The organism is Bradyrhizobium sp. UFLA05-153 (assembly GCF_054185185.1).
In genome coordinates, this window is sequence record NZ_JBBIAM010000003.1 from 205,898 (window position 1) to 224,893 (window position 18,996).

Consider the following 18,996-nt stretch of genomic DNA (forward strand, 5'->3'; position numbering starts at 1 on the left):
CGTCTTTGGCCAGGGTGGGGACGGCGTTTCGCCGCCCCCGGGGGGAAAAGGCCTTGCCGGGCCCCCTTCCCCCTCCTACAAGCACCGCGAACAGCCTTTTCCCTGCGAGTTTTGGAGGATTTCCCATGCGGCCAAGCCGCCGTGCGCCCGACGAATTGCGCCCCGTGACGCTGGAGCGCGGCGTGGTCAAATATGCGGAAGGCTCCTGCCTGGTGAAATTCGGCGACACCCATGTGCTGGTCACCGCCACGCTGGAAGACCGCCTGCCGCCGTGGCTGAAGGGCCAGGGCCGTGGCTGGGTCACCGCCGAATACGGCATGCTGCCGCGTGCGACGTCGGAACGTACCCGCCGCGAGGCTTCCGCCGGCAAGCAGAGCGGCCGTACCGTCGAGATCCAGCGCCTGATCGGCCGCTCGCTTCGCACCATCGTCGATCTCGAAGCGCTCGGCGAACGCCAGATCACGGTCGATTGCGATGTGCTCCAGGCCGACGGCGGCACGCGCACGGCCTCGATCACCGGTGCCTGGGTCGCGCTGGCCGACTGTGTCAACTGGATGAAGACGCGCAACATGGTCAAGGCCAACGTGCTGCGCGACAACGTCGCCGCGATCTCCTGCGGCATCTATAACGGCACCCCAGTGCTCGACCTCGATTATGCCGAGGACTCCGAAGCCGAGACCGACGCCAATTTCGTCATGACGGGCGATGGCCGCATCATCGAGGTGCAGGGAACGGCAGAACGCGAGCCGTTCACGGAAGGCGAGTTCCTGTCGTTGATGGCGCTGGCCCGCAAGGGTGTCGCGCGTCTCGTGGACTTGCAGAAAATGGCGGTGGCGTAGTCAATAGGCCATGCACCGGCGAATCACAGGCAAGCTGATCATCGCGACCCATAATCCCGGCAAGCTGGCCGAGATGCGGGAGCTGCTCGCGCCGCACGGCGTCGAGGCGGTCTCGGCCGGCGAGCTTGGCCTCGACGAGCCCGAAGAGACCGGCAACGACTTTCGCAGCAATGCCGCGATCAAGGCGATCGCCGCTGCCAAGGCAATGAAGCTTCCGGCCTTCGCCGATGATTCCGGCATCGTGGTGGACGCACTCGACGGCGCGCCGGGAATCTACAGCGCGCGCTGGGCGGGCCCCAAAAAGGATTTTGCCGCGGCGATGGCGCAGATCGAGCGCCTGCTAAGGGAGCGCGGCGCCACCACGCCGGACAAGCGCAGGGCGCATTTCGTTTCCGCACTCTGCGTCGCCTGGCCCGATGATCATCTCGACGAGGTCGAGGCGCGCGTCGACGGCACGCTGGTCTGGCCGCCGCGCGGCACCGCCGGCTTCGGCTACGACCCGATGTTTTTGCCCGACGGCCACGCGCGCACCTTTGGCGAGATGGAAAGCATCGAGAAGCACGGCCTGCCGCCATTGGGCCTTGGCCTCTCGCACCGCGCCCGCGCCTTCGTGAAACTTGCGGAGATCTGCCTTGAGCCGCGCTGACAGGGGCGCCTTCGGCGTCTACGTGCACTGGCCGTTCTGCCTGTCGAAATGTCCGTATTGCGACTTCAACAGCCATGTCCGCCACGCCGCGATCGACGAGGAACGCTTTGCCCGCGCCTTCGCCCGCGAGATCGAGACCACCGCCGAGCGCGCGCCCGGCCGTGACGTCACCTCGATCTTCCTCGGCGGCGGCACGCCGTCCCTGATGCAGCCGGCGACCGTCGGCGCCGTGTTAGACGCGATCGGCAAGCACTGGCGCGTCGCTGGCGATGTCGAAGTCACGCTGGAAGCCAACCCGACCAGCGTCGAGGCCACGCGCTTTGCCGGCTATCGCACAGCCGGCGTCAACCGCGTCTCGCTCGGCGTGCAGGCGCTCGATGATGTCTCGCTGAAGATGCTCGGACGCCTCCACAGCGCGCGCGAGGCTCTCGATGCGGTTGCCATCGCACGCCGCTCGTTCGACCGCTACTCGTTCGACCTGATCTACGCCCGCCCGGACCAGACGCCGGCAATGTGGGAGGGTGAGCTTCGCCACGCCATCGATGAAGCCGCCGAGCATTTGTCGCTCTATCAGCTTACCATCGAGGAAGGCACGCCGTTCTTCGGCCTGCACCAGGCCGGCAAGCTGAAGACGCCGGACGAGGCGGTCGCGCGCGCGCTCTATGACGTGACGCAAGAGACCTGCGACAAGCTCGGCCTGCCCGCCTACGAGATTTCCAATCACGCACGTCGCGGCGCCGAGTGCCGGCACAATCTGGTCTACTGGCGGGGCGAGGAATATGCCGGCATCGGTCCCGGCGCGCACGGCCGGCTCGACATCGACGGCATCAGGCACGCGACTGCCACCGAGAAGCGTCCCGAAGCCTGGCTGATGCGGGTCGAGACCAACGGCGACGGCGTCGTCACCGACGAGCTCCTCAACAGCGAGGAGCGCGCCGACGAATTCCTGCTGATGGGGCTGCGGCTCGCCGAAGGCATCGACCCCAAGCGCTACGCCGCGCTCGCCGGCCGGCCGCTCGATCCCCGCCGCATCGCGCTCTTGCGCGAGGAAGGCGCGATCACCGTCGACACGACGGGGCGCCTGCGCGTGACCAGCAGCGGTTTTCCGGTGCTCGATGCGGTAGTGGCGGATCTGGCGGCTTAACGTATCAACCGCATCGGCGTTGCGCTCCCTCCCCCGCTTGCGGGGGAAGGTTGGGGAGAGAGGGTGTCGCCGCGGTGGGAATCCCCAAGAGGAGAGAGCCCTCACCCGGCGCTGCGCGCTGACCTCTCCCGCAAGCGGGAGAGGTGATCCATCACGCCCCAAAGCTCTTTGGCGAGCCTGCGACCGCGACGCCGCCGCCGGTTGTGACCTTCATCACCGCGAGCCCGCGCTCGTTCGTCCCATCCGCACGGAAGCGGAACAGGCCGTCGATGCCGGCGAAGCCGGACGCGTTGGTGAGAACGTCCTGTGAGAAGCGCGTGGTGCCTTGCGTGCGCGCGAGCGCTGCGACGAGCGCCACCGCATCATAGGCGAGCGTCGCCGTGCGCACCGGCTCGGCGCCATATTTCGTGCGGTAGCGGCCGGAGAAGGCGCGAAAGCCCGCCGGGTCCGGCGCGGCGTAGAGACCGCCTTGCAGTGCCTGGCTGGCATAGACGCGCGGATTGTCCCACAGGCCGGTGCCGAGCAACTGGATGTTACGCAGGTTGGCGCCCGCCGCGGTCAGCGCATCGGCCACCGCGACGACGGAATCGCCGTCATCGGCGATGAACAGCGCGTCCGCGCTGCCGAGCGCCTGCGCGACGTTGCGCGCCGGCGTGGCGCGATCGCCGCCGAATTTCTCGAACGCAACCACGCGTCCACCCCGCCGCGGCACGGCCGCCTTGAAGGCTGCCTCCACCACATTGCCATAGGCATTCTCCGGCAGCAGCGCCGCGAAGGAGCGCTTTCCGATGCTGGCGGAATATTCGACGATGCGGTTGACGTCCGACTCGGGCAGGAAGCTCAACAGGAAGACGCCGCGGCCGGCGATGCTGGCATCGGTCGAGAACGCCATCACCGAGATGCCGCGCGTGCGCGCGACCTGCGCGACGGCGGGCACGGATTGGGCGAACAGCGGCCCCAGAATGATCTCCGCACCTTCATCGACCGCCTGCTGCGCGCCGCCTTGCGCGCCCTGCGGCGTGCCGTTGTCGTCCTTGATCAGGAGCTGGACGTTCGGGTTCTGGAATTCGGCGAGCGCCATCTCCGCGGCGTTGCGCATCGACTGCGCAGCAAGCCCGGCATTGCCGGCGGCCGACAGCGGCAGGATCAGGCCGACCTTCACCCCGCCGGTGCCGGCGGTGGTGGCCTGCTGCTGCGGCCCGGCCGGTGCCGGCTGCGAGGAGGAGCTGAAGGGATTGGAGAACTGGCTGAGACTCTGCTGCACGCCGGTGCAGGCCGAGAGCAGCGGCGCGCCCAATAGCAGCCCAAGCGCGCTGCGCCGGGTCGCTCCCGACGAAGCGGGCCCGGAGGTGGGAGACTTGGGGTAACGCGGGCCCGGCATGGCAGCTCTTCGTAACGACCAGCCCATCCAAGGCCCGGTCAGGACTTCACCTCCGCAAGGGAGGACGCGGATTGCAGCATATTGTCGACAAATAGTTAACCAAAACAAAAGGATAATGACCGCTTAACGCGGCCGCCCCTCCATCATGGCAAGCTATCCGCCGATTTTGCCGGGCTGCACCAACGCGGGCTTTTCGCCGCGAATATGGCGCAAGCGCGTCTCTCCCTTTAAGTATCCATTATGCGCGCAAAAGCCGCCCCGATAAATACGCCTGAAGGTGCGGCGGAACCCGCTGCGCGCGGTTTTGCCATTGGCACCCACCACTTTTCAGCCAGCAAGGCGGCGCCGGGCCTCTACCTCGTCGCCACCCCAATCGGCAATCTCGGCGACATCACCTTGCGGGCACTCGAGACGCTCGCCGGCGTCGACATCATTGCCTGCGAGGACACCCGGATCACGCGGCGGTTGACCGAGCGCTACGGCATCTCGGCGCAGCTCAAACCCTATCACGAGCACAATGCGGAGGCGGCGCGGCCAAAGATCCTGGAGGCGCTGTCCCAGGGCGGCTCGATCGCACTGGTCTCCGATGCCGGCACGCCGTTGATCTCCGATCCCGGCTTCAAGCTGGTGCGCGAGGTATCGAGAGCGGGCCACGCGGTCTACGCGCTCCCCGGCCCGTCCTCGGTGCTGGCGGCGCTGTCGGTCGCCGCGCTGCCGACCGACCGCTTCTTCTTCGAAGGCTTCTTGCCCGCCAAATCAACCGCACGCCGCAAGCGCCTCACCGAGCTCGCCCGTATCGATGCGACCCTGGTGCTGTTCGATTCCGGCAATCGCGTGCAGGAGACGCTGGCCGATCTCGCCGAGGTCATGGGCAATCGCGAAGCCGCGATCTGCCGCGAGCTCACGAAGCTGCACGAGGAGATTTCGCGCAGCTCGCTCTGCGAGCTCGCCGGCCGGGCCGACGCGCTGGAGACCCGCGGCGAGTTCGTGCTGGTGATCGGCCCGCCGGCAGCCGATGCGCAGGAGATGACGCCGGATGCGCTCGACGATCTCCTGCGCGAACAGCTCGCGACCAGCAGCGTCAAGGACGCGGTCGCGCATGCGGTCGAGCTCTCCGGCCGGCCGCGTCGCGAGGTCTATGCCCGCGCGCTCGAACTCGCCAAGAATCTGCGCAAGGATTTACGGGGCAACGATGGCGAAGACTGACGGCGCCCGGCCCGCCGAGCCAAAAGTCCCCGCGCCCGAACGCGTCGCCGCGTTCCAGACCGGCATTTCCGCGGAAAGCCGCGCCGCGGCCTTCCTGATCGCCAAGGGCTATCGCATTCCGGCGCGACGCTTCCGCACGCCGCACGGCGAGATCGACATCGTGGCGCGCCGGCGCAATCTGATCGCCTTCGTCGAGGTCAAGGCCCGCGCCAGCCTCGATGAGGCCGCCTTCGCCGTGACGCCGCGCCAGCAGCAGCGCATCATCGACGCCGCTCAGGGGTGGCTCGCCGCGCATCCCGAGCATGCCGAATTTGAATTGCGATTCGACGCCATGCTGATTGCGCCGCGGTCACTTCCACGCCATGTGTTGGCGGCATTCGACGCCTCGACCTGAAAGGCAGCCCATGAAACTGAACGTCGCCGTCCAGATGGACCCCATCGCCCGCATCAACATCCGCGGCGATTCCACTTTCGCGCTGCTTCTGGAGGCGCAGAAGCGCGGCCACGGGCTGTCCTACTATACACCCGACAAGCTGTCGCAGGTCGGCAACGAGCTGGTCGCGCCTGTCCAGCTCCTGACCGTACGCGACGAGCCCGGTGATCACTTCACCCTCGGCGAGCCCAGGCGCGAGGCGCTGAACGGCTTTGACGTGGTGCTGCTGCGCCAGGATCCACCGTTCGATCTCGCCTACATCACTTCGACCCATTTCCTGGAGTGCATCCATCCGAAGACGCTGGTCGTCAACGATCCCGCGAGCGTACGCAACGCGCCGGAAAAGCTGTTCGTGATGAACTTTCCGCAGCTGATGCCGCCGACCCTGATCTCGCGCGATCTCGACGAGATCAACGCCTTCCGCGAGCAGCACGGCGCCGTCGTCATGAAGCCCCTGCACGGCCATGGCGGCGCCGCGGTGTTCCGCGTGATGCCGCAGGACATGAATTTCGGCTCGCTCTACGACATGTTCTCGGTGACCTTCAAGGAGCCCTGGGTGATCCAGCAGTTCATTCCCGAGGTCAAGCACGGCGACAAGCGCATCATCCTGGTCAATGGCGAGTTCGCCGGTGCCGTCAATCGCGTCCCGGCGCCCGACGACCTCCGCTCCAACATGGTGCGCGGCGGCGCGGCGCAGGCAACCGACCTCACCCCGCGCGAACGCGAGATCTGCGAAACGGTCGGGCCGGCACTGCGCGAACGCGGCCTGCTGTTCGTCGGCCTCGACGTGATCAATGACAGGCTCACCGAGATCAACGTGACCTCGCCCACGGGTATCCGCGCGATCTCCCGGCTCGGCGGGCCGGACGTGGCGGCGAAGATCTGGGACGTGATCGAGAAGAAGCGGAGCAAGTAACCTCAAGGTCCGCGGACGCGCCGCATCGGCGGCTCGACGTCCTCTCCACGTCATTGCGAGCGCAGCGAAGCAATCCAGGGTCCCTCCGAGGAAGGATTCTGGATTGCTTCGCTGCGCTCGCAATGACGGCGCTGAAGCACGCTCGCGCCTCACTCTCCTCCGTCGTCCCGGCGAAGGCCAGGACGACATTGCGGATGAAGCGCTCGCTCCGTCGCTACAGGCATTCGCGTCGCGAACTAACTACCCATTCACCATGTCGTGTCACGCACTGACATAAAACCCCTTTGCCCGTGCGTGAATCTACGGAGTTCTCGCATTCCGAATAACGCGGCGTTCACCATGCAGCCAAAACTCGCTGCGTGACCGGCGATCAGATTCGGCCTCGCAACACCACTTATACTTTTACTGCCTACTCATCGACGACGAGGGAACCCGCCACGTGCGGTTCGAGTGCCCGCGTAAGTGATGGGGATACCCGGGGATGATGAGTGGGGAGTATCGGAACGCGGTGCGCATTCGGGGGAATGGCGCGCGTTCTTTCGGGATGGGGATCATGCTGATGCTGGGCCTCGCCGCAGCACCGGCGATCGCGGCGGACGCACCGGTCGGCGACCAGACCCCGGTGCAGGCGCCTGATCTCGGCGTGTCACCGGTCGCAACGATCGCTCCGGCCAGGACCCGCTTCCTCGCGCTCGGCGTCGGCAAGTCGGTGGTGATCGACCTGCCGCGCGAGGTGAAGGACGTGCTGGTCGCAGATCCCAAGATCGCCAACGCCGTGATCCGCTCCGCACAGCGCGCCTATATCATCGGCGGCGCGGTCGGGCAGACCAACGTCGTGTTCTTTTCGGCCGACGGCCAGCAGGTCGCCTCCTACGACATCGCGGTGAAGCGCGACCTCAACGGCGTGCGCGCCGCGCTCCGGCAGTCGATGCCGGGCGTCCAGATCGAAGGCGTCGGTGACGGCGTCATGCTGACCGGCTCGGTGTCGAGCCCGGTCGAAGCGCAGCAGGCCGGCGACGTCGCCTCGAAACTTGTCGGCGGCGCCGACAAGGTCGTCAACAACATCGTCGTGCGCGGTCGCGACCAGGTGATGCTGAAGGTCGTGGTCGCCGAGATGCGCCGCGACATCATCAAGCAGATGGGCGTCGACCTCAGCGCCAGCCTGAATGCCGGCACGGCGGTCGTGAGCTTCAACAATTCCAACCCGTTCTCCGTAAGTGGCGGGCCGCTGGTCAGTAACAACGGGCTTGGGCTGGGCGCTCTCTCCAAGGGCTCGGTCACGGTCGCCGCAACCATCCGCGCCATGGAAAGCGCCGGTGTCGTGAAGACGCTGGCCGAGCCGAATCTGACCGCGATCTCGGGCGAATCGGCAACCTTCATCGCAGGCGGCGAATTTCCGATTCCGGGAGGCTATGCCTGCGATCCCGTCACGCACGTCTGCACCACGCAGATCTCCTACAAGAAGTTCGGCATCTCCCTGAACTTCACACCGGTGGTGCTGAGCGAGGGCCGCATCAGCCTGCGTGTGATGACCGAGGTCTCGGAGCTGTCGAATACCAACTCAATCACCGTCTCGCAGAACATCTCCTCGAACTCCACGAGCTCCGTCACGATCCCCTCGATCCAGACCCGCCGCGCCGAGACCACGCTCGAGATTCCGTCGGGCGGCTCGATGGCGATGGCCGGCCTGATCCAGCAACAGACCAAGCAGGCGATCAACGGCCTGCCCGGCTTCGACCAGATCCCGGTGCTTGGCCAGCTGTTCCGCAGCCAGGATTACGTGAACAACGAAACCGAGCTGATGGTGATCGTGACGCCCTATGTCGTGCGCGCGGTCGCGCAGAAGGAACTGTCCCGGCCCAATGACGGATTTGCGCCGCCATCGGATTCGCAATCCGCGCTGCTCGGCCGCATGAACCGTCTCTACGGCATCGCACGCCACATCGATCCCGTCACCGGCTACCAGGGCGATTTCGGCTTCATCATCGACTGAGACGAACGAAGCTTCAACACGAGGGGGATGAAGCGATGACGAGACTACCGGTCGATTGCCGCAACAAGCTACGCCTCGCGGTCGCGCTGATGGGGCTCTCCGTCATGCTCGGTGCATGCAACACCACCGAGGAGGTCGTCACCCAGACGGTGCCGACCGACTATCGCCAGCGCCATCCGATCGCGGTGCAGGAAGGCAAGCGCTCGATCGTGATCTTCGTCGGCCAGGCCCGCGGCGGCCTGTCAGAAGCGCAGCGCGCCGACGTCATGGGCATCGCGCGGGACTGGGCGCATGAAGGCACCGGCGCCGTCGTGGTCGACGTGCCCGTCGACACCAAGAACGCCCGCGCTGCGGCTGCGACCTACCACCAAATCCGCTCGGTGCTGGCGGCCGGCGGCGTGCCCGCGCGCGGCATCGTGCAGCGCCCCTATCGCCCCGAGGATGCCGCCCTGCTGCCGACCATCCGGCTGAGCTATTCGAAGATCGCCGCGGTCGCAGGTCCCTGCGGGCTGTGGCCGGAGGATACCGGGCCGTCGATCTTCGACCCCGGCTACAACGAGAACAGGCCGTACTTCAACCTCGGCTGCGCGACGCAGCGCAACCTCGCGGCGATGATCGACAACCCCGCCGATCTCGAGCAGCCGCGCGCCGAAACGCCTGCCTATGCAGAGCGGCGCGCGATCGCGTTCGAAAAGTACCGCAAGGGCATGCCGACCTCGACGACCTATCCCGACGCCGACAAGGCCAAACTCAGCGACACGGGCAAATGACAATGAGCGCCCACTACGAAGACGACGCCGACGATCCGCAGCACCCCGACGAACACATTGCGCCGGTCCCGCGGGTCTCGGTGCAGGCGTTTTGCGAGACCGAGCAGACCTATGACGCGATCACCGCGGCCGGCCAGGACCGCCGGCTTGCGAAGGCGCATCTGACCGTCAAGGAAGGTGGGCTTGCTGCGGCGGTCGAGGCCTACAGCACGATGCCGACGCCGAACGTGATCGTGATCGAATCCGACGGCACGCGCGACATCCTCGAAGGGCTCGACGACCTCGCCGGCGTCTGCGATCCCGGCACCCGCGTGGTCGTGATCGGCAATCCCAGCGACGAGGCGCCCTATCGCGAGCTGGTGCGCCGCGGCGTCAACGACTACGTGATCGGGCCGGTCGAGACCATCGACGTGGTGCGCTCGATCTGCAGCCTGTTCTCGGCCTCGGAAGCCATCATCACCGGCCGCGTCATCGCGGTGGTCGGCGCCAAGGGCGGCGTCGGTGCATCCACGATCGCGCACAACGTCGCCTGGACCATCGCGCGCGATCTGGCGCTCGATTCGGTCGTGATCGATCTCGATCTCGCCTTCGGGACCGCGAGCCTCGACTACAACCAGGATCCGGTGCAGGGCATCGCCAACGCGGTGCTGACGCAGGAGCGCCCCGACACCGCGCTGATGGAGCGCCTGCTCGCCAAATGCACCGAGCGTCTCAGCCTGCTGGCAGCACCCGCCACGCTCGACCGCGTCTATGATTTCGGCGCCGAAGCCTTCGATGCGGTCTTCGACACGCTGCGCATGACCACGCCCTGCATCGTGCTCGACGTGCCCCATCAATGGTCGGGCTGGACGCGCCGCGCGCTGATCAACGCCGACGACATCGTGATCGTGGCCGAGCCTGATCTCGCCAACTTACGCAACACCAAGAACATGCTGAGCGTGCTGAAGGCCGCGCGGCCCAACGATCGGCCGCCGCTCTACTGCCTCAACCAGGTCGGCATGCACAAGCGCGCGGAGATCGAGGTCAAGGCCTTCGCCAAGACCATGGAAAGCCAGCCGGTCGCGGTCATTCCCTTCGATTCGAAGCTGTTCTCGACGGCCGCCAATAACGGCCAGATGATCGCCGAGGTCTCCAGGAGCCACCGCACCGCCGAGACGTTCCAGAACCTCGCCAACCGGCTTGCCGGTCGCGGCGAGGTCAAGAAGCCGAGGCAATCATTGCTGGGGCCGCTGCTGAAGAAGCTGAAGGGCAAGCCGAAGCGCGAATCCGCGCCGCACCGCAAGGCGTCGTAAGCTCTGACAAGATCAGATCCGTCCGGCGCCTCGATACTCACCTCTCCCTACGGGAGAGGTGATCCGAGTTCGCCGGCTGACACGGTGCACTCATCATGCCCTAGCCTGGCCTGTCGCGGGCGGCAGCTACTTCTCCGCCCTCTGCTGCTTCTTGGTGAGGAGCTGCCTTAGCGCCGTGACCTTGGCCTGGGCCTCGTCCGGCGGCAGATCAGCCTTCACGATGCCCTCGGCCTCGGCCTGGCGGCCCTCCAGTGCGACCACGAGCGCGAGATTGGCCCGCACGCGCGCATCCTGCGGCGCTCGCTCATAGGCGCGGCGCAGCGTTTCCTCCGCCTTGGGCAGATTGTTCTGGAGCACGTAGGACAGGCCGAGATTGGACAGCACCGACGGCTCGTCCGGCACGATCTTCAGGGCGCTGCCGTAATATTGCTGCGCCTCCTCGTTGCGGCCGAGTTGATCGAGCACCGTGCCCTGCGCCGACAGGATGTGCCAGTCGGGATCCTCCGGCGTATGCGCGCGGCTCAGGACATCGAAGGCCTGCTGGAAATTGCCGTTGTCGGCGAGAGCGCGGCCATAAGCCGCAAGCAGCGGCCTGTTGTTGGAGTGGGTGAGCACGGCCTGCTCGAGCACGGCGACGGCCTGCGAGCGCTGGCCGTTCTCGCGCAGCGCCTTGCCGTATTGCAACGCGATCTCGGGATCGCCTGGCGTGGCCCGGTAGCGCTCGCGCAAGGCGTCCATATCAGGCTTGGCCTCACGGGTCGTTTCCGACCTGATGCCGAGCGCGCCAGTAACGTCCTCGAGCCCGGTGGTCTGACAACCGCAAAGCCCGAGCGCGAGAAGCGCGGAGAACAGCAATCGCGCCGGAGAAGAGACAAGGGACGAACGCAGGGACATGCTCTGATCTACCGTCGGCGACTGATCAGAGATGCTTTCCCGATTAACGCTAAATTCCGGTTAAGGAGCGTCGCCTCGTGCGGTCTTATTGTTTGAGCACGATCTCCGCGCAAACGCGTTCCGCGTTTGTCGCGAGGGAAAACCGCTTCACACTTTGCGCTAACGCGGCCCTTCGGGTCCGGATCAGGCTCTAGTCGATGAATTCGGCGCCGAATTCGCAGCCGATGCGCCAGCGGAGCTGGCACTGGCGAGAATAGTCCGGCGCGAAGATGATGGTGAACTGCGGCGGCACTTCCAGGAACTCCGCCACCACTTTCACACCGCCATCGGAAATATCCGTGATCGTGCAGTCCCTCGGCAGCGACCCCGCGCCAAAATGTATCTTGGCAAGCCGACTGCACACCCGACGTTCGCTTCTCCGGCGATTTGCAAGCATCTCGATTATTCACTTGTTAGATCACGGCCCATCCCGCGCCTCTACAGGTAGCGAACATTCGTTGGGATGTGCTGAGCGGATCGGCTCGCATTCGAGGCTTACTGTCCCCGTCCCGTTTACGCCTCGTTAGGACGTGCCTGGAGGGCGGGATAAATGTTCCCGTCTTGTTCTTGCCAGACAAACGGCCGCCTGCTACCCTCGATTGTGCAAGAGGGGCAGGCTGGTTCGAGCATGGTTCAGCGGGTTTCTACCGTCGCCTTTGAGGGGATCGAGGCCCGTGCGGTCGACGTGCAGGTGCAGATCGCCCCTGGCCTGCCAGCCTTTGCCATTGTCGGTCTTCCGGACAAGGCGGTTTCGGAGGCGCGCGAACGGGTGCGCTCGGCGCTGATCGCCTCGGGGCTGGCGCTGCCGGCGCGGCGGATCATCGTCAATCTGGCGCCGGCCGATCTGCCGAAGGAAGGCAGCCATTACGACCTGCCGATTGCGCTCGGGCTGATGGCGGCGATCGGTGCCATCCCGCCGGATGCCCTCACCGGCTTCACGGTGCTCGGCGAGCTCGGCCTCGACGGCTCGATCGCGCCAGTCGCCGGCGTGCTGCCGGCCGCGATCGGCGCCAATGCCCGCGAGGAAGGGCTGATCTGTCCGGCGGCCTGCGGCTCGGAAGCGGCCTGGGCGAGCCCGGACATTCAGATCATCGCCGCCAGCTCGCTGATCCAGATCGCCAACCACTTCAAGGGCACGAGGTGCTGTCGCGGCCTTCGCCGAAGGTGCATGAGGCGGCCGCCTCCCCGCTCGACCTGCGCGACATCAAGGGCCAGGAAAGCGCCAAGCGCGCGCTGGAGATCGCGGCGGCCGGCGGACATCATCTGCTGATGATCGGCGCACCGGGCGCCGGCAAGTCGATGCTGGCCGCGCGCCTGCCCTCGATCCTGCCGCCGCTGTCGCCGGGCGAACTTCTGGAAGTCTCGATGATCGCCTCGGTCGCCGGCGAAATCCAAGGCGGCGCGCTGACCTCGCGGCGGCCGTTCCGCTCGCCGCATCATTCCGCCAGCATGGCCGCGCTGACCGGCGGCGGCATGCGGGCAAAACCCGGCGAGATCTCGCTCGCGCATCAGGGCGTGCTGTTTCTCGACGAGCTTCCGGAGTTCGATCCGCGCGTGCTGGATTCGCTGCGCCAGCCGCTGGAGAACGGCGAGGTCTCGGTGTCGCGCGCCAATCACCGCGTCACCTACCCTGCCCGCTTCATGCTGGTCGCGGCGATGAATCCGTGCCGCTGCGGCAACGCGTTCGAGCCCGGCTACGCCTGCAAGCGCGGTCGCATCGATCGCTGCACGGCGGACTACCAGGCGCGCATCTCCGGTCCCCTGATGGACCGCATCGATCTGCGCATCGAGGTGCCGGCGGTGACGGCGGCCGACCTGATCCTGCCGCCGCCGGCGGAAGGCTCCGCCGAAGTCGCCGCGCGCGTCGCCGCTGCGCGTGGCATTCAGCTCGCGCGTTATCAGGCCGCGGGATTGCCGAATGTGCGTACCAATGCCGAGGCGCCGGCCGCTGTGCTGGAAGAAATCGCAAAGCCCGACGCGCAGGGCCAGAAGCTCTTGCGCGATGCCGTCGAGACCATGCGGCTGTCGGCGCGCGGCTATCACCGCGTGCTGCGGGTGGCGCGCACGCTGGCCGACCTCGACAACACTGAGACGATCGGCCGGCTGCATCTCGCCGAGGCCCTCTCCTACCGCGCACTCGCGGAGGATGTGCGCCAGCTGGCGTGACGACCATCCGTATCAACCCGGCGGTAACGAGTTTCCTTTACGCTCTGCAAACCATAAGGCCCACGCGTTCATCACGGCCGTTTCTCTGGGCCTTTGGGGGAGTCCTTGGGCGAGTAGAGTGTCATGTTGCGTTTCAAGATCCTGGCTTCGGTTGTTCCCCTGATGGCGGCGGCGGTGTTCGTGCGTGGCGGCCCCGGATCGGCGTCGCATCCCTGCATCGCCGTCGGCGAGACTCCGGTCGAGCTCGCATCGGTTCCCTGGGCTGCCGGCCTTCACGTTGCCTTCACCGACGACCCCACCCGCGCCACCGTCCGCGTACTGATCACCGAGACCGCTGAGGTTGCGGATTTCGTCCTCGTCGACGACGGGCCCACCTCGGAAACGGACGCGTGCCAGGCCAGCGCAGCAACGCGCCTCGTCGCGATCTCCGCGCACCCCAGCAGCGAAGCCCCGGTCATCTATCTCTCCAGCGAGGGCCCGGCGGACTACCGCATCTATGTGCGGTCGAAGACGTTCTCGGCCCGCGATGCCGCAGCCCTGATCGTCGGTGCTGCCGGCGCGCACCGCCATCTGCAGGCTGCCTCGCTCTGAGGCGTTAACGTCTCATCAACCTTGTTTCAAGCCGACCGCAAAACCTCAAACTGTTCGCAAGGTCGGACGACACATCGTCACCGAGGGCGGGCAAAAGAAATCTTAGGCGGAGTTGAGGATCTTTGGCGATGGGTCGGTCGTTCCGGATCAAAGTGCGCATGCGCCGCTTCAGGCGCCGCCATCCCAGGGTCGCCTTCGCGATCCGCTCCTTCATGATCTTTTCGGCGACGTTCGGCGGCGCCTACGGCTTCATCGCCGGCAGCCGGGCCGAAAAGTCCGGCTACGATCCCAACGCCTTTGCGATCGGCGCGAGCTTCCTGTTCGCCCTCGCCTGCCTTGGGCTCGCCACGCTCAGCATGCGGCTGCGCTTCGTCAACAAGCGGCTGCGCACGCTCGCGACGCATAACGAGGCGCTGGTCGATCGCAACTGGGAGCTGAAGGAAGCTGAAGAGCGCGCGCGCAGCCTCTTCGAATCGCAGAGCGATCTGATCGTGCTCCGCGACCACGAGGGACGCATCACCTTTGCCAATGACGCCTATTGCGAGCTTGCCGGGCAGGCGCGCAGCGCCTTGATCGGCACGCGCTTTGATTTCGACGTGCTGGAGCAGGGCGACAGCGCGCTCGAAAGCAACGGCACACGCGTCCACGACCAGAGAATCGCAACGCCAATCGGCGCCCGCTGGATCGCCTGGCGCGAGGGCTTCGTGCGGCTGGATGCCGGTCAGCCGGCCGAGCTCCAGAGCGTCGGCCGCGACGTCACCGACCGCACCGAGACCGAACGCGCTCTCTCCGAGGCCCGCGACCAGGCTGACGCAGCCAATCGCGCCAAGTCGCGCTTCCTCGCCATGGCGAGCCACGAGATCCGCACGCCGCTCAACGGCATCATCGGCATGAGCAGCCTGCTGCTCGACACCACGCTGACGCCGGAGCAGACGACCTACGCGCGGGCCGTGAAAACCTCGGGCGAAGCGCTGACCGCGCTGATCGAGGAGCTGCTCGACTATTCAAAGATCGAGGCCGGCAAGCTCGACCTCGAGCAGCGTCCCTTCGCGCTGTCGACCCTGGTCGAGGAGATTACCGAGCTGCTCGCGCCGCGCGCGCAGGCAAAAAACCTCGAGATCGCGGCCTATGTCGACGAGCGCCTGCCGCTCGACGTCGTCGGCGATGCCGCGCGGCTGCGCCAGGTGCTGCTCAATCTCGCCGGCAATGCCATCAAGTTCACCGCGCATGGCGGCGTCGCGCTGATCGTCGAGCCCGGCCTGTGGCCGAACGAGATCAGCTTCCTGGTGCGCGACACCGGCATCGGAATTGCGCCCGAAGCGCAGTCGCGCATCTTCCGCGAATTCGAGCAGGCCGACGAGCGCGTCGCGCGCACCTATGGCGGCACCGGGCTTGGCCTTGCGATCAGCGAGCGCATCGTCAAGCGCATGGGCGGCCGGATCACGCTGGAGAGCGAGCCGGGCAGGGGCTCGACTTTCGAAGTCTCGATTTCGCTCGCGCCGGCCCAAGCCAGCACGGGACAAACCACGTTTCCGAGTCCCGACCTCACAGGTAAATCGATCCTGCTGATCGCAGCCCAGGGCATCGAGGCTTCGCTGATCGCGCGGCGGCTGGTGCGCTGGGGCGGCCAGACCTGCACGGTCTCGGACGTCGACGTCGCGCTGGCGCTACTGCCAGAGCGCTCCTGGCATGCAGTGCTGATCGATCGCGCGCTCGGTCCGGAGGTGGCGGCGCGGCTTGGCGATGCGGCCCGTAGTCATGCCGTGCAACGGCTGGTGCTGCTGACGCCGGCCACGCGGCACGAACCGTTATCACCGGCCTTCACGGGTTATCTGGTGAAGCCACTGCGCGCCGCCTCGCTCGCCGCGCGCCTGTCGCTGGCGCCGGAAGTCGCCTCGCCCGAGCTCGCGCCGGAGCCGCCGGCGGAGGCGTCCGTCACGCCGTCTGCTGTGACAAAGGGTCTGTCAATCCTGGTCGCTGAGGACAACGAGATCAACGCGCTGTTGATGCGATCGCTGCTGACGCGGCTTGGGCATCGCGTCGTGATCGCAACCCATGGCGAAGCGGCGCTGGAATCCTGGCTCGCGGCGAAATCCGCGGGCACGCCGTATCATCTCGTGCTGATGGACATCCAGATGCCGCAGCTCGACGGCATCGAAGCGGCGATGCGCATCCGCACGCATGAAGCAGGCGAGGGCGGTCGCCGCACGCCCATCCTGGCGCTGACCGCGAACACGCTGGTGGAAGATCGCTACGCCTGTTTCGAAGCCGGCATGGACGGCTTCTTGATCAAGCCGCTCGACCGCGAGAAGCTGGAGGAGGCGCTCGCCGGCCTGGCAGCGTCACGGCATCTGGCGGTGTGACCGTATTTCTCCGTCGTCATTGCGAGGAGCGAAGCGACGAAGCAATCCAGAATCGTTCCGCGGAGGGATTCTGGATTGCTTCGCTTCGCTCGCAATGACGATGTGGGAGCGGTATACCTTACCGCAGCTGTCATCGGTGCGCGCTTTGCGCAAGACCCGGCAAAGCCTCACTCGCCGATCTGGTCGACCTGCTTGAAATGGTCGCCCTCGACCACGTTGACGAAAATGACGGCCGATTTGTTGTCGCCCTTCTCGGTCCATTGCACCGGCTTGGCATAGGCGATGCCCTGGAAGGTCAATTTTCGCAGCGCCGCCACGACGTCGGCACGCGTTGGCAGGCCTTCCTTCGCCTTGGCGGCTTCCGTGATCGCGGCCATCAACACCCGCGCTGAATCATAGGAGCTCGCGGCATAGTTGTTGATGGGGCCGTACTTCGCCGTGTAGCTGGCGCCGAACTCGGACGAGCCGGGCACGGTGCCGATCGCGGGCGCCGCGGAGAGAATGCGAACGCCTTCGGCCGTCGTCGCCGCGCCTTCGGCGGCCTGGATGAAGGCCTTGGTGTCCCAGCATCCGTCGCCGCAGGTGAACAGCTGGGTCAAGCCCTGCGCACGCATCTCCTTGAGGATCAGCGCGCCTTCGCGAATGCCGGCAAAGAACAGGACGTCGAAATCCCCAGGCCACGATTTGACGAAATCGGCAAAATCCTTTTCGCCGACCTTGACCGATTTGCGCGCGACCACGGTGCCGCCGGCGCCAAAGCCCACAACGAACTGGTCGGCGAGGCCAACGCCGTAGGACGTCCCGTCGTCGACCACGAGCGCGCGCTTCTTGCCCAGCTTCTCCATCAGGTAGCGTGCCAGCCCCGGCCCCTTGCGGTCGTCGCGGTTGGTCAGGCGGAAGACGGTGGCAAAGCCGCTCTCCGTCACTTTCGGGTTCGACGCCATCGGCGTGATCACCGCAAGCGAGCAGTCCGCATAGATCTGGCCGGTGGCAATGGCGACGCCGCTGTTGACGTGGCCGACCACGCCCAAAATGGCCGGATCATCGCAAAACGCCTTGGCGACGGCCCTTCCAGTCTCGGGGTCGGCCTTGTCGTCGATCGCCGTCGCAACAACCTTGGCGCCGGCGACGCCGCCCGCCGCGTTGCGCTCGTCGACCGCGAGGTCCACCGCCTGTTTCATCTCGACACCAAAACCGGCCGAGGTCGTGGTCAACGGACCGCCGATGCCGATCTTGACGTCCTTGCCGGCCAGTTGCGCCGCGGACGAGCCCGCAACCGCAAGAGCCAGAACGGACACGAGCAGGGGGAGAGCGCCGCGACGACAGGTCATGGTAACCTCCAAAGATCGTTTTAGAGGTATCAGGCTGTCACGCACCCCGTCGCCAGTCAACAATCGATAGATGGTTACAGCTTTTCCCTTGCGCCGGCCTGCGAAAACGCCTGAGATGGAGCGGTTTCATCACGGGGCAGGGCGGCCGGCACGCCACGGCGAGCTTCCTTGTGCAGTTTGATGGTTACACATGAGCACCATCCCGCGGACCAAGACCGTGCTTCCACCCTCGCGCGCCAGCAGCCTCGATCTCGTCGGCGGCGAACTGGCGTGGGATTTCACCAACACGTCGTCGGCGCGCGGCTCTGCCGCGCACCAGGAGCACCTGCGGGATTTCGACACGCTGATGCAGTGGGTCGAACACGCCCGCGTCATGGCGCCGTCCGATTGCGCCTACATCCGTGCCCAGCTGTCAGGCCATCCGCGCCGCGCGCGCCAAGCCTTTGCGCGCGCAATCGAGCTGCGCGAGCTGATCTGGACGATCGGCACCGCGCTCGCCGAGCAGCGGCCGGTCCCGGCGAGGCCCCTCGATCTCTTGTCAGCCGCCCACGCGGAACACCTGCGCCACGCCGAGATGAGGATGCGCATGGGCAGCTACATCTGGGTGTTTGATCCGCGCCGCGACATCGAAGCTGCGATCCTCGGCCCCATCACGCTGTCCGCGTTGACGCTTCTGATGGAGAAGGACCTCTTGCGCACCAGGCGCTGCGCCGGCCAGGAATGCGGCTGGCTGTTCTTCGACACCACCAAGAACAACCGCCGCCGCTGGTGCGAAATGCGCGTCTGCGGCAACCGCGCCAAGGTGCGCGCCGCCCGCGACAGACAGAAACAGGCGCGAAAGGGCTGATCGGCATCTGGCGGTGTAGCCACAGTCGACGCAGTCGTGCCAGCAGCGCGGATCGTAGGGCGGGTTAGTACTACTGAGTCAGTTGGTCGCGGCGGCTTAGGTGTGAGAATCAAGTATCTGTAGGGATTCAGAATTTGGCACGCGG

At 66.3% G+C, this 18,996-nt stretch carries 16 protein-coding genes and 1 pseudogene; 13 read left to right on the top strand and 4 right to left on the bottom strand.

Going from position 1 to position 18,996, the window contains the following annotated elements:
• The first annotated feature begins 125 nt into the window (after window positions 1-125).
• From rph to hemW, 3 genes are read left to right on the top strand one after another with little or no spacing between them, the layout of a single operon-like run.
• A complete protein-coding gene (gene rph, locus Q2941_RS03640) occupies window positions 126-839 on the top strand; it encodes a ribonuclease PH (RefSeq protein WP_027525142.1) in 714 nt (237 codons plus the stop codon).
• A gap of 10 nt (window positions 840-849) precedes the next feature.
• Window positions 850-1,485: an RdgB/HAM1 family non-canonical purine NTP pyrophosphatase gene (rdgB, locus tag Q2941_RS03645; protein WP_027525141.1), complete on the top strand. Its 636-nt coding sequence runs from the start codon at window positions 850-852 to the stop codon at window positions 1,483-1,485.
• The gene (hemW, locus tag Q2941_RS03650) at window positions 1,472-2,629 is read left to right on the top strand and encodes a radical SAM family heme chaperone HemW (protein ID WP_027525140.1); all 1,158 of its coding nucleotides are present in this window, start codon (window positions 1,472-1,474) and stop codon (window positions 2,627-2,629) included. The genes rdgB and hemW overlap by 14 nt, the downstream gene beginning before the upstream one ends.
• Window positions 2,630-2,780: 151 nt before the next feature.
• Here the strand turns inward: hemW and Q2941_RS03655 are convergent, their stop codons facing one another.
• Entirely contained in the window at window positions 2,781-4,010 is a 1,230-nt protein-coding gene (locus tag Q2941_RS03655; protein ID WP_027525139.1) for a penicillin-binding protein activator, read from the bottom strand.
• A 240-nt stretch (window positions 4,011-4,250) separates the two neighbouring features.
• Between Q2941_RS03655 and rsmI the strand changes: the two genes are divergently transcribed.
• From rsmI to Q2941_RS03685, 6 genes are all read left to right on the top strand, one after another.
• On the top strand, window positions 4,251-5,216 hold the full coding sequence (gene rsmI / locus Q2941_RS03660; protein WP_254109706.1) for a 16S rRNA (cytidine(1402)-2'-O)-methyltransferase: 966 nt from the start codon (window positions 4,251-4,253) through the stop codon (window positions 5,214-5,216).
• Window positions 5,203-5,610: a YraN family protein gene (locus Q2941_RS03665; protein ID WP_458191674.1), complete on the top strand. Its 408-nt coding sequence runs from the start codon at window positions 5,203-5,205 to the stop codon at window positions 5,608-5,610. Before rsmI ends, Q2941_RS03665 begins: the two co-directional genes overlap by 14 nt.
• 10 nt (window positions 5,611-5,620) lie before the next feature.
• A complete protein-coding gene (gene gshB, locus Q2941_RS03670; protein WP_027525136.1) occupies window positions 5,621-6,565 on the top strand; it encodes a glutathione synthase in 945 nt (314 codons plus the stop codon).
• A gap of 553 nt (window positions 6,566-7,118) precedes the next feature.
• Entirely contained in the window at window positions 7,119-8,558 is a 1,440-nt protein-coding gene (locus Q2941_RS03675; RefSeq protein ID WP_371932996.1) for a type II and III secretion system protein family protein, read from the top strand.
• Window positions 8,559-8,593: 35 nt separating this feature from the next.
• On the top strand, window positions 8,594-9,328 hold the full coding sequence (locus tag Q2941_RS03680; protein ID WP_458191675.1) for a CpaD family pilus assembly protein: 735 nt from the start codon (window positions 8,594-8,596) through the stop codon (window positions 9,326-9,328).
• A 2-nt stretch (window positions 9,329-9,330) separates the two neighbouring features.
• Window positions 9,331-10,620, top strand: coding sequence for a CpaE/TadZ family protein (locus Q2941_RS03685; protein WP_458191676.1), 1,290 nt, complete (start codon window positions 9,331-9,333; stop codon window positions 10,618-10,620).
• Between the two features lie 126 nt (window positions 10,621-10,746).
• Here Q2941_RS03685 and Q2941_RS03690 read toward each other — a convergent pair whose 3' ends face one another.
• Both Q2941_RS03690 and Q2941_RS03695 read right to left on the bottom strand, forming a co-directional pair.
• The gene (locus tag Q2941_RS03690; protein WP_458191677.1) at window positions 10,747-11,514 is read right to left on the bottom strand and encodes a tetratricopeptide repeat protein; all 768 of its coding nucleotides are present in this window, start codon (window positions 11,512-11,514) and stop codon (window positions 10,747-10,749) included.
• Window positions 11,515-11,704: 190 nt separating this feature from the next.
• Window positions 11,705-11,950, bottom strand: a complete 246-nt coding sequence (locus tag Q2941_RS03695; RefSeq protein WP_027525131.1) for a PilZ domain-containing protein — start codon at window positions 11,948-11,950, stop codon at window positions 11,705-11,707.
• A gap of 231 nt (window positions 11,951-12,181) precedes the next feature.
• Here Q2941_RS03695 and Q2941_RS03700 point away from each other — a divergent pair.
• The 3 genes and pseudogenes from Q2941_RS03700 to Q2941_RS03710 all read left to right on the top strand — a co-directional run bounded on the left by Q2941_RS03700 (window position 12,182) and on the right by Q2941_RS03710 (window position 16,673).
• Window positions 12,182-13,719 (top strand): annotated as a pseudogene (locus Q2941_RS03700) (YifB family Mg chelatase-like AAA ATPase).
• A gap of 123 nt (window positions 13,720-13,842) precedes the next feature.
• A complete protein-coding gene (locus Q2941_RS03705) occupies window positions 13,843-14,310 on the top strand; it encodes a hypothetical protein (protein WP_458191678.1) in 468 nt (155 codons plus the stop codon).
• Window positions 14,311-14,438: 128 nt separating this feature from the next.
• Window positions 14,439-16,673, top strand: coding sequence for a PAS domain-containing hybrid sensor histidine kinase/response regulator (locus tag Q2941_RS03710; RefSeq protein ID WP_458191679.1), 2,235 nt, complete (start codon window positions 14,439-14,441; stop codon window positions 16,671-16,673).
• 167 nt (window positions 16,674-16,840) lie between these two features.
• Here the strand turns inward: Q2941_RS03710 and Q2941_RS03715 are convergent, their stop codons facing one another.
• On the bottom strand, window positions 16,841-18,004 hold the full coding sequence (locus Q2941_RS03715) for a branched-chain amino acid ABC transporter substrate-binding protein (RefSeq protein WP_458191680.1): 1,164 nt from the start codon (window positions 18,002-18,004) through the stop codon (window positions 16,841-16,843).
• Between the two features lie 190 nt (window positions 18,005-18,194).
• On the opposite strand from Q2941_RS03715, the gene Q2941_RS03720 reads away from it, so the two are divergent.
• Complete coding sequence (locus Q2941_RS03720; protein ID WP_458191681.1) at window positions 18,195-18,851, top strand: CGNR zinc finger domain-containing protein; 657 nt, start codon at window positions 18,195-18,197, stop codon at window positions 18,849-18,851.
• Window positions 18,852-18,996: the final 145 nt, after the last annotated feature.